This is a genomic window from Bauldia sp. (assembly GCF_020442045.1).
Classification (GTDB): domain Bacteria; phylum Pseudomonadota; class Alphaproteobacteria; order Rhizobiales; family Kaistiaceae; genus Bauldia.
Map to the genome: position 1 here is coordinate 1 of NZ_JAGRLA010000030.1, position 13,229 is coordinate 13,229.

Below are 13,229 nucleotides of genomic sequence, written 5' to 3' on the forward strand. Positions count from 1 at the left end.
CGGGGTCTCCCCCGGACCGGTGGTCTCGCCGCGGGCGCCGCTCCCCGCTCCGCCAAACGAACGCCTCCGGACGGCGCCCCCGGTGAGCGAGGATGGCACTGATTATGAGGGCGGTTGGGCGGAGGGGGACAAGGTTTTTGTTATGCCCGCGTGGGAGCGGTCCGGCGCGACGCGTCTCCGCTCATCCCCGCCCCCGATCAGGTCGGGGGCAGGCTCCGGCGGGGATCCGGCAGACGGGGTCGCGACTCGTTTGGCGCCGGCGTCGGTTACTGGTTCCCCTTCCCTCGGGCTTCGCCCTCGCCGGGGATGACAGGGGTGGCCTCCGCGGCGGGCCGGCCCCGCGCGCGCGAGCGGGGTAGGGCGGGTTAGCCGCAGGCGTAACCCGCCGCAGCCGGTGCGGCTGGCGATGCCGGTGGCGGTGGCGGATCACGCTTCGCTAATCCGCCCTGCTCCGGTGCGCAAACCGTCGCGCCTGGCTAATCCCCTATGATCCCCCTCAAGAATACCTGCTCCAGCGTCCGCTTCGCGATGTCGAAATGGGCGGGGCGGGTGGCCTTCGTCCCGAGGACGGCGCGGATCTGGGTCTCGAAATCGGCATAATGCTGGGTGGTCGCCCAGACCATGAAGATCAGGTGATAGGGATCGACCGGGGCGAGCCGGCCGGCGTCGATCCAGGCCTTGAGCACCGCCGCCTTCTCGTCGACCAGCTTCTTGAGCCGGCCGGTCAGCACCGGGCCGAGGATCGGCGAGCCCTGCATGATCTCCATGGCGAAGAGGCGCGAGGCCTCCGGATTGTCGCGGCTGAGCTCCAGCTTGCGGTCGATATAGGCGGTGATCTCGGCGGCCGGGTCGCCTTCGGCGTCGAGATGCTCCAGCGGCTGCAGCCACATCTCCAGCGTCCGGTTGAGGACGGCGAGGTAGATGTCCTGCTTGCGGCGGAAATAATAGAGGAGGTTCGGCTTGGTCATGCCGGCGCCCCCGGCGATCTGGTCGACGGTGGCGCCGCGATAGCCGTAGGTGGAGAAGACCTCCAGGGCGGCATCGAGGATTCGGGCCTCGTTCGCCGCCTGGATGCGGGTGCGCTTGCGGGTCTGGCCGGCGCGGGGGGTGGCGGTCGCCATGCTCATCGGACGCTCCCTGCCCGCCGACGCACCGCCCGGCCTCTCCGTTGTGGGGAGCCGGCGCGCCGGGTCTTGCGTCCTTCGAGGCTCCGCTTCGCGGAGCACCTCAGGATGGCGGGGTCAGTGACGCTTGCCACGGCAACGGAAGCCCTCGCAGAGGACACCCCACCCCGCCATCCTGAGGTGCAAGGGCGAAGCCCGAGCCTCGAAGGGCGCACCGGGTCGCTCGAAGGATGCACCGGCCCGGCCGAGGGACGCACGGCGGGCGCCCCCGGACCACTCATCCAGACCGACGCCGAAACCGACTGCAAGCGGCCTCCCCTCCCGGGCCAAAGCGCCTCGCCAGCGACCAATTGGCCCCAAAACGGCCCTTGAGCGGGCTCTGGAACTTGTCTAGGTTTCCCTTGACCAAATGGTCAGGAAATTTCGCCGTTTCCTCGTAAAAGAAAAGGCCCGCCGACGCAATCGTCCGGGCGCCCGGACCTGCCCAGCGACAGGGCCCGCAAACAGTGAGGGAGGTTGACGACATGGCCAACGACGCCGCGAACGCGACCACGGCACGCAGCACCAACAATCTCGAAGCCTTCTGGATGCCGTTCACCGCGAACCGGCAGTTCAAGCAGGCGCCGAGGATGCTGGTCGCGGCCGAAGGCATGCATTACCGCTCGGCCGACGGCCGGAAGATCCTCGACGGAACGGCGGGGCTGTGGTGCGTCAATGCCGGCCACGGCCGCCAGGGCATCGCTGACGCGGTCGGCGCCCAGATCCGCGAGCTCGACTATGCGCCCGCCTTCCAGATGGGCCATCCGAAGGCCTTCGAGCTCGCCGCGCGGCTGGTCACCTACATGCCGCCGGGCATCGACCATGTCTTCTTCACCAACTCGGGCTCGGAGTCGGTCGAGACCGGGCTCAAGATCGCGCTCGCCTATCACAAGGTGAAGGGCGACGGCGGCCGCTTCCGCCTGATCGGCCGCGAACGCGGCTATCACGGCGTCAATTTCGGCGGCATCTCGGTCGGCGGCATCGTCGCCAACCGCAAGCATTTCGGCACGCTGCTGACCGGCGTCGACCACATCCGCCACACCCACGACCCGGCCCGCAACGCCTTCTCGCGCGGCCAGCCCGAGCACGGCGCCGAATTCGCCGACGACCTCGAGAAGATCGTCGCGCTGCACGACCCCTCGACCATCGCGGCGGTGATCGTCGAGCCGGTCGCCGGCTCGACCGGCGTGCTGATCCCGCCCAAGGGCTATCTCGAGAAGCTCCGGGCGATCTGCGACAAGCACGGCATCCTGCTCATCTTCGACGAGGTGATCACCGGCTTCGGCCGCCTCGGCGTTCCCTTCGCGGTCGACTATTTCGGCGTCACGCCGGACATCGTGCTGACCGCCAAGGGCGTCACCAACGGCGTCGTGCCGATGGGCGCGGTCTTCGTGAAGAAGGATATCTACGAGACCTTCATGAACGGCCCGGAGCACCTGATCGAGTTCTTCCACGGCTATACCTATTCCGGAAACCCGGTCTCCAGCGCCGCCGGCATCGCCACCCTCGACATCTACGAGGCGGAAGGGCTGCTGACCCGCGGCGGCGAGCTCGCCGACTACTGGGCGGACGGCCTCGCCAGCCTCAAGGACCTGCCGCACGTCATCGACCTCCGCAATTGCGGCCTGGTCGGCGCGATCGAGCTGGAGCCGATCGACGGCCAGCCGACCAAGCGCGCCTTCACCGCCTTCCTCGAGGCCTTCGAGAAGGGGCTGCTGATCCGCACCACCGGCGACATCATCGCCCTGTCGCCGCCGCTGATCATCACCAAGGAACAGATCGACGAGCTTTTCGACACGCTGCGGGGGATCCTCAAGACGCTCGCGTGACTGCGGAATGAGCATTCCACATCTTCACGAACGGAATGTATGTTCCGCCTGAATTCCAAAGGGAGGTCCCGCGATGCAGACGCTTCAGAACATCATCGGCGGCAAGCTGGTCACCTCGACCAGCCCGCGCACGGCGCCGGTCTTCAACCCGGCGACCGGCGAGCAGTCCGCGGTGCTGCCCCTGTCGACGACGGCCGAGCTCGACGCGGCGGTCGCCGCCGCCAAGCTGGCGCTGCCGGAATGGGCGAACACCCCGCCGCTTCGTCGCGCCCGGCACATGTTCCGCTTCAAGCACCTGCTCGACCAGAATGTCGACCGGATCGCCGGGGCGATCTCGGCCGAGCATGGCAAGGTCCATGGCGACGCCGTCGGCGAGGTCCAGCGCGGCATCGAGGTGGTCGAATTCTGCTGCGGCATCCCGCAGCTGCTGAAAGGCGAGTTCTCCCGCCTCGTCGGCCCGGCGATCGACACCCATTCCGACCGCCAGCCGCTTGGCGTCGTCGCCGGCATCACGCCGTTCAACTTCCCGGCCATGGTGCCGATGTGGATGTATCCGGTGGCGATCGCCTGCGGCAATACCTTCATCCTCAAGCCGTCGGAGAAGGACCCCTCGGCCTCGATGGTCATCTATGAGCTGTTCCGCGAGGCCGGCTTCCCGGACGGCGTGCTGAACATCATCCATGGCGACAAGGAGATCGTCGACGGCATCCTCGGCCATCCCGACATCAAGGCCGTCTCCTTCGTCGGCTCGACGCCGATCGCCGAATATGTCTACCGGACCGGCACGGCGCACGGAAAGCGGGTGCAGGCGCTCGGCGGCGCCAAGAACCACATGGTGGTCATGCCCGACGCCGACATGGACAAGGCCGCCGACGCGCTGATGGGCGCCGGCTACGGCTCGGCCGGCGAGCGCTGCATGGCGGTGTCCGTCGCCGTCCCGGTCGGCGAGGAGACCGCCGACAAGCTGATCGAGTCGCTGGCGCCGCGGGTGCGGAAGCTCCGGATCGGCGCCGCCGACGACGCCGAGGCCGAGATGGGGCCGCTGGTTACCAGGCAGCATATGGAAAAGGTGCTCGGCTATATCGACGCCGGCGAGCGCGAGGGCGCCGAGCTGGTGGTCGACGGCCGCGGCTTCAAGGCGCAGGGCTTCGAGAATGGCTACTTCGTCGGTGGCACGCTTTTTGATCGCGTCACCACCGACATGAGCATCTACAAGGAAGAGATCTTCGGCCCGGTGCTGTCCGTGGTGCGTTCGCCGGACTACGCCCATGCCGTCAAGATGATCAATGACCACGAATACGGCAACGGCACCGCGATCTTCACCCGCGACGGCGACGCCGCCCGCGCCTTCGCCGAGAATATCGAGGTCGGCATGGTCGGCATCAACGTCCCGATCCCGGTGCCGGTCGCCTATCATTCCTTCGGCGGCTGGAAGCGGTCGCTGTTCGGCGACCACGCGATCTACGGGCCGGAGGGCGTGCATTTTTACACGCGCCTGAAGACCGTCACCTCGCGCTGGCCGGAAGGCATCAAGTCAGGCGCGGTGTTCCACTTCCCGACGATGAACTGAGGACAGCCGGTTGGTTTGTGGAGCGCTTTCGCGAGTCTCGACCGCTCATCCCCGCGCAAGCGGGGATCAAGGCTTGAGCGGAAAGCGCAGGAAAGCAGGCCTTGAGGGGCAGCGATGTGCGCGGCACAATCTGGGTCCCCGCTTGCGCGGGGACGAGCGGCTGGGGCGGGCCGGTGGCGTGTCCTGTTTAGACGAAGGGGACCTGACCGATGACCAAACCCGCTGACAACCTCCGCATCAATGGCGACCGGCTGTGGGAGTCGATCCACGAGATCGCCAGGATCGGACCCGGCGTGCGGGGCGGCAGCAACCGCCAGACGCTGACCGACGAGGACGCGGAGGGCCGCCGCCTCTTCCGGCGCTGGTGCGAGGATGCCGGCATGACCCTCAAGGTCGACCAGATGGGCACCATGTTCGCCCGCCGCGAGGGGACCGACCCGTCGCTGCCGCCGGTGGTGATCGGATCGCATCTCGACACCCAGCCGACCGGCGGCCGCTACGACGGCGTGCTCGGCGTGCTCGGCGCGCTGGAGGCGGTGCGCACGATGAACGACCTCGGCATCCGGACCAAATACCCGATCGAGGTGGTCAACTGGACCAACGAGGAAGGCACCCGCTTCGCCCCGGCGATGCTCGCCTCCGGCGTCTTCGCGGGCGAGCACGAGCTCGACTGGGCCTATGACCGCAAGGACCACGAGGGAAAGCGCTTCGGCGACGAGCTGGAGCGGATCGGCTTCAAGGGTCCCGAGCCGGTCGGCGGCCGGCCCTTCCATGCCCTCTTCGAGCTCCACATCGAGCAGGGGCCGATCCTCGAGGCGGAAGGCAAGGACATCGGCGTCGTCACCCACGGCCAGGGGCTGTGGTGGCTGCAGGTGACGCTGACCGGCAAGGAGGCCCATACCGGCTCGACCCCGATGCCGATGCGCAAAAATGCCGGCCTCGGCTTCGCCCGGATCGCGGAACTGGTCCAGTCGGTCGCGATGGAGAACCAGCCGGCGGCGGTCGGTGGCATCGGCCATGTCGACGTCTATCCCAACTCGCGCAACGTCATTCCCGGCAAGGTGGTCTTCACCATCGACATCCGCTCGCCCGACCAGGCGACGCTCGACGGGATGAAGGGAAGAATAGAGGCCGAGGCGCCGAAGATCGCCGAGGCGCTCGGCCTCGGCATCGAGATCGAGGTCGCCGGCCACTTCGATCCCGTCACCTTCGACCCGGCCTGCGTCAAGGCGGTGCGCGACGCCGCCGAACGGCTTGGGCTTTCGCATATCGACATCGTCTCGGGCGCCGGCCACGATGCCTGCTGGATCAACAAGGTGGCGCCGACCGCGATGGTCATGTGTCCCTGCGTCGACGGCCTGTCGCATAACGAGGACGAGAACATTTCCAAGGAATGGGCGACGGCGGGCGCCGACGTCCTGTTCCACGCCGCGCTCGAGACCGCGGAGATTGTGGAATGAGGCGATCTCCCCTACGTTTCGTGGTGCCGCTTCCTGCGGAGCATGGGCCGTGGAGACAGACAACCTCATCCTCGAACATCTGCGTGCGATCCGCGAAACGCTCGATCGCCACAGCGAGGATCTGCGCGAAATCAAGAGCCGGCCCGGACTTCTCGCGAGCCAGGTCGGTACGCTCACGGCCCAGTATGCCAGCCTCTCAAATCGCCTCGACCGCATGGACGAACGTGTCGCCCGGATCGAGAAGCGGCTGGAGCCGGTCGAAACCTGACCATCGGCGCGGAATCCGGCCTTTGCGGATGCGCACCCGCATGCCGGTCGCGCCTCCCACGCCCAAAACGAATATTGCCAGCTTTCGCAAGGAGAAGGTTCCCGGATGACCACAGATCATCGCGAAGTCCTCATGCAGCTGTACCGCGCCTTCAACGAGCGCGACATCGAGGGAGCGACCGAATTCCTGGCGCCGGAGGTCGAGTGGCCGAACCTGAGGACCGGCGACCACGAGCGCGGCCGGGCGGCCGTCCGCGCCCACTGGGAAAAGCTGTGGAAGGAGACCGATACGCTGATCAAGCCGCTGCAGATCGAGATCATCGGCGGGGACAAGGCGCGCGTCCGGGTCCACGAGCTTGTCCGCGCCCTCGACGGCGCGATCATCGAGGACCGCAAGGCCGAGCACATGTTCACCTTCGATGGCGCCTTCATCAGCCGGATGGTCTTCCTGGCAATCGAAGACGAGCCGGAGGACGACGACGATGACGGCGATTTCGGCGGCGACGATGGCGGCGGCGAATAGGTGCTCGCGGAGGGGATAGGCATTGCTGATATCCCGGCGGAAAAGGCTGGACGCAGTCGCACCGGGGATGGTGGCATGAGGGCTGTCGCGGCGATGGCAGCCGTCGCAGCCGCAGTTCCGGCGATCGCCGCGCCGCCACCCGACGCCTGTCCCTCGGTCAGGGAAACCCTGAAGTGGACGGCGGAAGCGCTGCTGGCCGTCCGCGATGGCAAACCATCCGCGGGCGACGCGGGGTATGTCGCGGACGCCGCCGAATACATGCTCGACCGGCTCGAAGACTCGGGCTGGAGCGCGACCACGCTGGATGCGGCAAGCAGAATCTTCGACCTCGCGGATGCGGGCCGTGAAACCGGTCTCGACGCCGCACAAGCTGCCGAACTCCTTTCGCTGGCCGACGCAATCTCGGCGGAAGCCGCCACAACCTGCGGCGCGGATATCGTTCCGGTCTTCGCCCGCCCCGGGGTCGGCGACACCAGGGCTTGCGGCCAGGTGGGCAAGGCGCTGAAAGCCGTCGCCCGCGTGCTGCCGACGATCGCAGGGAAGCCGGGCGCACCGTCGCCGATATTGATCTATCATGCCTCGAAAGAGGTGCTGGCGGCCAAAGACCAGGCAACGGCCTCGCGATGGAGCGCGGCAAGCCTGTCGGCGCTGGGCGGGCTGGCGGTGGAGATGAAGGCATTGAACGCATCGCATGAGGGGTTCGGCACCGAAGCCGTCACCAGCGTCATCAGCCTTGCCGCGCCGGTCGTCGACGAGGCCCGGACCATCTGCGGCGCCGATGCCATACCCGAAATTTCCGGTTAGAGAATGAGAGGCCAGACCATGACCAGCACAGTGATCAAGGGCGGGACGATCGTCACGGCCGACACCACCTTTCCCGCCGACGTGCTGATCGAAGGCGAGACCATCACCGCGATCGGCAAGGACCTGTCCGGCGACACGGTGATCGACGCCTCGGGCTGCTACGTGATGCCCGGCGGCATCGATCCGCATACCCATATGGAAATGCCCTTCATGGGCACGCATTCGGCCGACGATTTCCATTCGGGGACCCGTGCCGGCCTCTCCGGCGGCACGACGATGATGGTCGATTTCGTCCTGCCGGACTTCAACCAGTCGCTGATCGAGGCGTTGCAGGCCTGGCACCAGAAGGCCGGCAAGGCGACCACCGACTATTCCTTCCACATGGCGATCACCTGGTGGGGCGAGCAGGTGTGGAAGGAGATGGAGGAGGTCGTCAACCGCGGCATCAACACCTTCAAGCACTTCATGGCCTACAAGGGCGCGCTGATGGTGAACGACGACGAGCTGTACCAGTCGTTCCTGCGTTGCGGCGAGCTTGGCGCCATGCCGCTGGTCCACGCGGAAAACGGCGACGTCGTCGCGCGGCTCCAGCAGAAATACATGGGGATCGGCACCACCGGTCCGGAAGGCCACGCCTTTTCGCGGCCGCCGGAAGTCGAGGGCGAGGCGGTCAACCGGGCGATCATGATCGCCGACCAGGCCGGCGTGCCGCTCTACGTCGTCCACGTCTCCTGCGAGGCGGCGCACGAGGCGATCCGCCGGGCGCGGTCACTCGGCCATCGCGTCTATGGCGAGCCGCTGGTCCAGCACCTGACGCTCGACGAATCCGAGTATTTCAACCCGGACTGGGACCATGCCGCGCGGCGGGTGATGTCGCCGCCCTTCCGCAACAAGCAGAACCAGGATTCACTCTGGGCGGGACTTGCCTCGGGCTCGCTGCAGGTGGTGGCGACCGACCACTGCGCCTTCACCAGCGAACAGAAGCGGATGGGCGTCGGCGACTTCACCAAGATCCCGAACGGAACCGGCGGGCTCGAGGACCGGATGCCGGTGCTGTGGACCAAGGGTGTCGGCACCGGCCGGCTGACGATGAACGAATTCGTCGCGGTGACCTCGTCCAACATCGCGAAGATCCTCAACATCTATCCCCGCAAGGGCGCGATCGCCGTCGGCTCCGACGCCGACATGGTGGTGTGGGACCCGAAGACATCGAAGACCATCACCGCCGAGACGCAATTCTCGATCATCGACTACAACGTCTTCGAGGGGATCGAGGTGACCGGGCTGCCGCGCTACACGCTGTCGCGCGGCGAGGTCGTCTTCGAGGACGGCAAGGTCACGGCCGAGGACGGCCGCGGCAAGTTCATCGAGCGTCCCGCCAACCCGCCGGTGCATGAGGCGTTGTCGTCCTGGAAGGCGCTGACGACTCCCCAGCCGGTGGAGCGGTCGGAAAAGAACATGCCGATCGGGGTGTGATGGTGACGTCTCCGGAGACTGCAGCAGCGCCGGTCACCGGGCAGGTCACGCCCGCCGGCGCGGCTGCGCCCGGCGCCATCCCCGACCAGCAGGCGGCCCCGCCGGAAAGCCCGGTCATCGGCATCGATCACCTGTCGCTGACCTTCCACACCAATGACGGGCCGGTCGAGGCGCTGCGCGACATCAATCTCGCCATCGGCCGCGGCGAGTTCGTCTCGCTGATCGGTCCGTCGGGATGCGGCAAGACCACCCTGCTCCGGGTCATCGCCGATCTCGAGCGGCAGACCGGCGGGACGATCGCGGTCAACGGCGTGACGCCGCGGGAGGCGCGGGAGAAGCGTGCCTACGGCTACGTCTTCCAGGCGGCGGCGCTCTATCCGTGGCGCAACATCGCCCGCAACATCGCCCTGCCGCTGGAGATCATGGGCCTGCGGCGGGCGGAACGCGACCGGCGGGTCGCCGACAACCTGGCGCTGGTCAACCTCCAGGGCTTCGAGCGCAAGTTCCCCTGGCAGCTCTCCGGCGGCATGCAGCAGCGCGCCTCGATCGCCCGGGCGCTCGCGGTCGAGCCCGAGCTCCTGCTGATGGACGAGCCGTTCGGCGCGCTCGACGAGATCGTCCGCGACCATCTCAACGAGCAGCTCCTCCAGCTCTGGGCCAAGACCAACAAGACGGTGGTCTTCGTCACCCACTCGATTCCGGAGGCGGTCTTCCTGTCGACCCGGATCGTGGTGATGTCGCCGCGGCCCGGCAAGATCCACGACGTCATCGACTCGGGCCTGCCGCGGGATCGCAGCCTCGACATCCGCGAGACGCCGGAATTCCTCAAGATCGCCCACCGGGTGCGCGAGGGACTGCGCGCCGGGCACAGCTACGAGGACTGAGGCCCCGGCATGAGCGCGACCGCCGCCAGCATCGCCCATGCACCCGCCCCGCCGGGATTGCTCAAGCGATTCCTGCGGTCAAGCTTCTTCGCGGTTTCGGTCATCGTGCTGGCGATCATCGTCATCTGGTACATCGCCGCGACCTTCCTCAACTCGCCCTGGCAATACGAGGTCTTCGCCCGCCAGGACGTCAAGCCGGGGGTGGTGGAGTTCATCGAGGCGACCTGGTCGCAGGAGCGCCCGGTACTGCCGGCGCCGCACCAGGTCGGCGAGGAGCTCTACAAGACGATCGTCCTCACCGCCCCGACCTCGAAGCGCAGCCTCCTCTATCACGGCTGGATCACCCTCTCCTCGACGCTGGCGGGCTTCGTGCTCGGGACGCTGCTCGGCATCGGCCTGGCGATCGCCATCGTCCATGTCGCCAGCCTCGACAAGAGCCTGATGCCGTGGGTGGTGGCCTCGCAGACCATCCCGATCCTTGCCATCGCACCGATGATCATCGTCGTCCTCGCCTCGCTCGGGCTGACCGGGCTGCTGCCCAAGGCGGTGATCTCGACCTACCTCTCCTTCTTCCCGGTGACGGTCGGCATGGTGAAGGGGCTGAGGGCGCCCGACCCGATCAACCTCGACCTGATGCGCACCTACAATGCCTCGAAGGCGCAGACCTTCTGGAAGCTGCGCTGGCCGACCTCGGTTCCCTATCTCTTCGTGTCGATGCGGGTCGCGATCGCGGCGAGCCTGGTCGGCGCGATCGTCGGCGAATTGCCGACCGGAGCCGTCGCCGGGCTCGGCGCGCGGCTGCTGACCGGCTCCTACTACGGCCAGACCGTGCAGATCTGGTCGGCGCTGGTTGTCGCGGCGGTGATGGCGGCGGTACTCGTCACCATCGTCGGCATCGCGCAAAGGATCGTCATGCGCCTGATGGGGATGCCGCCATGAGCGACGTGGACGTGGTGGTCGTCGGCGCGGGAGCGGCCGGGCTCGGCGCGGCCAGGACCCTCGCCAAGGCCGGCAAGTCGGTCATCGTCTTCGAGGCGATGGACCGGATCGGCGGACGGGCCTTCACCGAGACCGACACCTTCGGCATACCCTTCGACCGGGGCTGCGCCTGGCTCCACGCCGCCGACCGCAACCCCTTCTTCCCCGAGGCCCAGGCCGCGGGCTGGCGCATGTACCACCACGACATGGGCGTCGACCACCTCTATTTCGGGCGGCAACTGGCGACCGCCAGGGAGCTCGCCGAGATGGCCGGCGCCGAGGAAGCCCTCGCCAGCGCGCTGGAAGAAGGCAGCGCCGTCGGCGACCGGCTGTCGGAGCTCTTCGCGACGACGCCCGCCGGCAGCGCGGCCGCGACCTTCGCGGGACCGATGGACTTCGCGCAGGATGCCGACGAGCTTTCGATTGCCGACCTCGCCAGCGCCGCCGATCTCGATCCCAACTATTTCACCTACGAGGGCTTCGGCGCGCTGGTCGCCCGTTGGGGCGCCGATGTTCCGGTCGAGCTTGGTACGCCCGTCCGCGAAATCCGCTGGGACGGCCCCGGCGTCGTCGTCGCCACCGACCGCGGCACCGTCCGCGCCGGCAAGGCCATCGTCACCGTCTCGACCGGCGTGCTCGCCTTCGGCGGCGTCCGTTTCGTCCCCGATCTGCCGGAAGACCATGACGCGGCCTTCGACTATCTGCCGATGGGGCTGCTGACCAAGATCCCGCTGGTGGTCAGGGGCGAGCGGTTTGGCCAGCGAGCCTTCGACGACCTGCTGATCGAGCGGCGCGGCCATGGCGACATCTATTTCCTCTGCTTCCCATTCGATCTCGACCTGATGGTCGGTTTCGTCGGCGGCGACTTCGCCTGGGAGATCGAATGCGCCGGCGAGGAGGCGGCGGTCGACTTCGCCACCGAGCGGCTGGTACGGGCCTTCGGCGGCGACGCCCGCAAGGCGATCGGCAAGGGCGCGATGACGCAATGGGGTTCCGAGCGCTGGACGCGCGGCGCCTATGCCGCGGCGCGTCCCGGACAGGCCGGCGCCCGCGACGTGCTGGCCCGGCCGGTCGCCGAGCGGATCTACTTCGCCGGCGAAGCGCTCGCCGGTCCGCTGAAGCAGACCTGCGGCGGCGCCCGGCTGTCGGGCGAGGCCGTCGCCGCAGCGATCGCGGGTGGCGGATGACCGAGACCCGCGATTCCTGGCAGGCGCTCTTCGCCTTCGCCGCGCTGGTCGCGGCGAGCCTGCTGCCGCTCAACGCCGACGGGCCGAATACCTATCTCCTCGGCTTCGGCATCCATGCCATCCTCATCGTCCTCCTCCTGTTCCTCACCGCCATGGCGAGCATCCGACCGGCCGCATCCGATGTCGCCGACCTGATGCTGCTCGTCGTCGTCCATATCGGCGGCGTCCTGGCGCTGACCGTGCTGCCGGCCGTCGACGGCAATGCCGGCTGGGGCTTCTGGGGCCTGGTGATCGCGCTCTGGCTGCTGGCCTGGCGGCTGGTTGCCGGCCTTTCCGCCGTCAGGCCGGCCAACCGGGCCTATGCGTGGCTGCTCAAGGTGGTCGTGCCGCTGATCTTCGGCATCTGGCTGCTCTTCATGTGGGAAGTGATCGTCCGCGGCGCGGGCGTGCCGCCGGTCCTGCTGCCGCCGCCGAGCGCGATCTGGGCGCGAATCGCGACTTCGACCGACATCCTCTGGGCCGACTTCAACCAGACCTTCCTCAAGGCGGTGCTTGCCGGCTATGCGATCGGCTGCGCCAGCGGCTTCCTGATCGCGATCCTCGCCGACCGCAGCCCGTTCCTGCGACGCGGTCTCCTGCCGGTCGGCAACCTCGTCTCGGCCCTGCCGATCATCGGCATGGCGCCGATCATGGTGATGTGGTTCGGCTTCGACTGGCAGTCGAAGGCGGCGATCGTCGTCATCATGACCTTCTTCCCGATGCTGGTGAACACGGTGGCCGGGCTCGCCGCCTCCGATGCCATGCAGCGCGACCTGATGCGCACCTACGCGGCCGACTACTGGCAGACGCTGTTCAAGCTCAGGCTGCCGGCCGCCCTGCCCTTCATCTTCAACGCCCTCAAGATCAATTCGACGCTGGCCCTGATCGGCGCCATCGTCGCCGAATTCTTCGGGACGCCGATCGTCGGCATGGGATTCCGCATCTCCACGGAGGTCGGCCGCCTGGCGGTCGACATGGTGTGGGCGGAAATTGCGGTGGCGGCGCTCGCCGGCTCCGTGTTTTATGGTGTCATGGCGCTCCTCGAGCGC

Annotated in this window: 12 protein-coding genes; 11 read left to right on the top strand and 1 reads right to left on the bottom strand. The window is 67.7% G+C overall.

Annotation, left to right across the window (positions count from 1 at the left end; translation table 11 throughout):
- Positions 1–476: 476 nt before the first annotated feature.
- Positions 477–1,127 (bottom strand): TetR family transcriptional regulator C-terminal domain-containing protein, encoded by a 651-nt coding sequence (locus tag KDJ86_RS03570; RefSeq protein ID WP_291743017.1) that lies wholly within the window; start codon positions 1,125–1,127, stop codon positions 477–479.
- A 521-nt stretch (positions 1,128–1,648) separates the two neighbouring features.
- Between KDJ86_RS03570 and aptA the strand changes: the two genes are divergently transcribed.
- The 11 genes from aptA to KDJ86_RS03625 form a co-directional block, all read left to right on the top strand.
- On the top strand, positions 1,649–2,992 hold the full coding sequence (gene aptA / locus KDJ86_RS03575; RefSeq protein ID WP_291743020.1) for an omega-aminotransferase AptA: 1,344 nt from the start codon (positions 1,649–1,651) through the stop codon (positions 2,990–2,992).
- A 73-nt stretch (positions 2,993–3,065) separates the two neighbouring features.
- On the top strand, positions 3,066–4,562 hold the full coding sequence (locus KDJ86_RS03580) for a CoA-acylating methylmalonate-semialdehyde dehydrogenase (protein WP_291743023.1): 1,497 nt from the start codon (positions 3,066–3,068) through the stop codon (positions 4,560–4,562).
- A gap of 209 nt (positions 4,563–4,771) precedes the next feature.
- Positions 4,772–6,022 carry a Zn-dependent hydrolase gene (locus KDJ86_RS03585; RefSeq protein ID WP_291743025.1) on the top strand — a complete coding sequence of 417 codons (1,251 nt, stop codon included), beginning with the start codon at positions 4,772–4,774 and terminating at the stop codon, positions 6,020–6,022.
- A 49-nt stretch (positions 6,023–6,071) separates the two neighbouring features.
- A complete protein-coding gene (locus KDJ86_RS03590) occupies positions 6,072–6,290 on the top strand; it encodes a hypothetical protein (protein ID WP_291743027.1) in 219 nt (72 codons plus the stop codon).
- 105 nt (positions 6,291–6,395) lie between these two features.
- Positions 6,396–6,812: a nuclear transport factor 2 family protein gene (locus tag KDJ86_RS03595; protein ID WP_291743029.1), complete on the top strand. Its 417-nt coding sequence runs from the start codon at positions 6,396–6,398 to the stop codon at positions 6,810–6,812.
- Positions 6,813–7,616, top strand: coding sequence for a hypothetical protein (locus tag KDJ86_RS03600; protein ID WP_291743031.1), 804 nt, complete (start codon positions 6,813–6,815; stop codon positions 7,614–7,616).
- A gap of 18 nt (positions 7,617–7,634) precedes the next feature.
- Positions 7,635–9,092: a dihydropyrimidinase gene (gene hydA / locus KDJ86_RS03605; RefSeq protein WP_521085251.1), complete on the top strand. Its 1,458-nt coding sequence runs from the start codon at positions 7,635–7,637 to the stop codon at positions 9,090–9,092.
- Positions 9,092–9,976 carry an ABC transporter ATP-binding protein gene (locus KDJ86_RS03610; RefSeq protein ID WP_291743037.1) on the top strand — a complete coding sequence of 295 codons (885 nt, stop codon included), beginning with the start codon at positions 9,092–9,094 and terminating at the stop codon, positions 9,974–9,976. Before hydA ends, KDJ86_RS03610 begins: the two co-directional genes overlap by 1 nt.
- A 9-nt stretch (positions 9,977–9,985) precedes the next feature.
- A complete protein-coding gene (locus KDJ86_RS03615) occupies positions 9,986–10,915 on the top strand; it encodes an ABC transporter permease (RefSeq protein ID WP_291743040.1) in 930 nt (309 codons plus the stop codon).
- The gene (locus tag KDJ86_RS03620) at positions 10,912–12,141 is read left to right on the top strand and encodes a flavin monoamine oxidase family protein (protein ID WP_291743044.1); all 1,230 of its coding nucleotides are present in this window, start codon (positions 10,912–10,914) and stop codon (positions 12,139–12,141) included. Before KDJ86_RS03615 ends, KDJ86_RS03620 begins: the two co-directional genes overlap by 4 nt.
- A partial coding sequence (locus KDJ86_RS03625; protein WP_291743047.1) for an ABC transporter permease occupies positions 12,138–13,229 on the top strand: 1,092 nt, incomplete at its 3' end. The genes KDJ86_RS03620 and KDJ86_RS03625, both read left to right, overlap by 4 nt.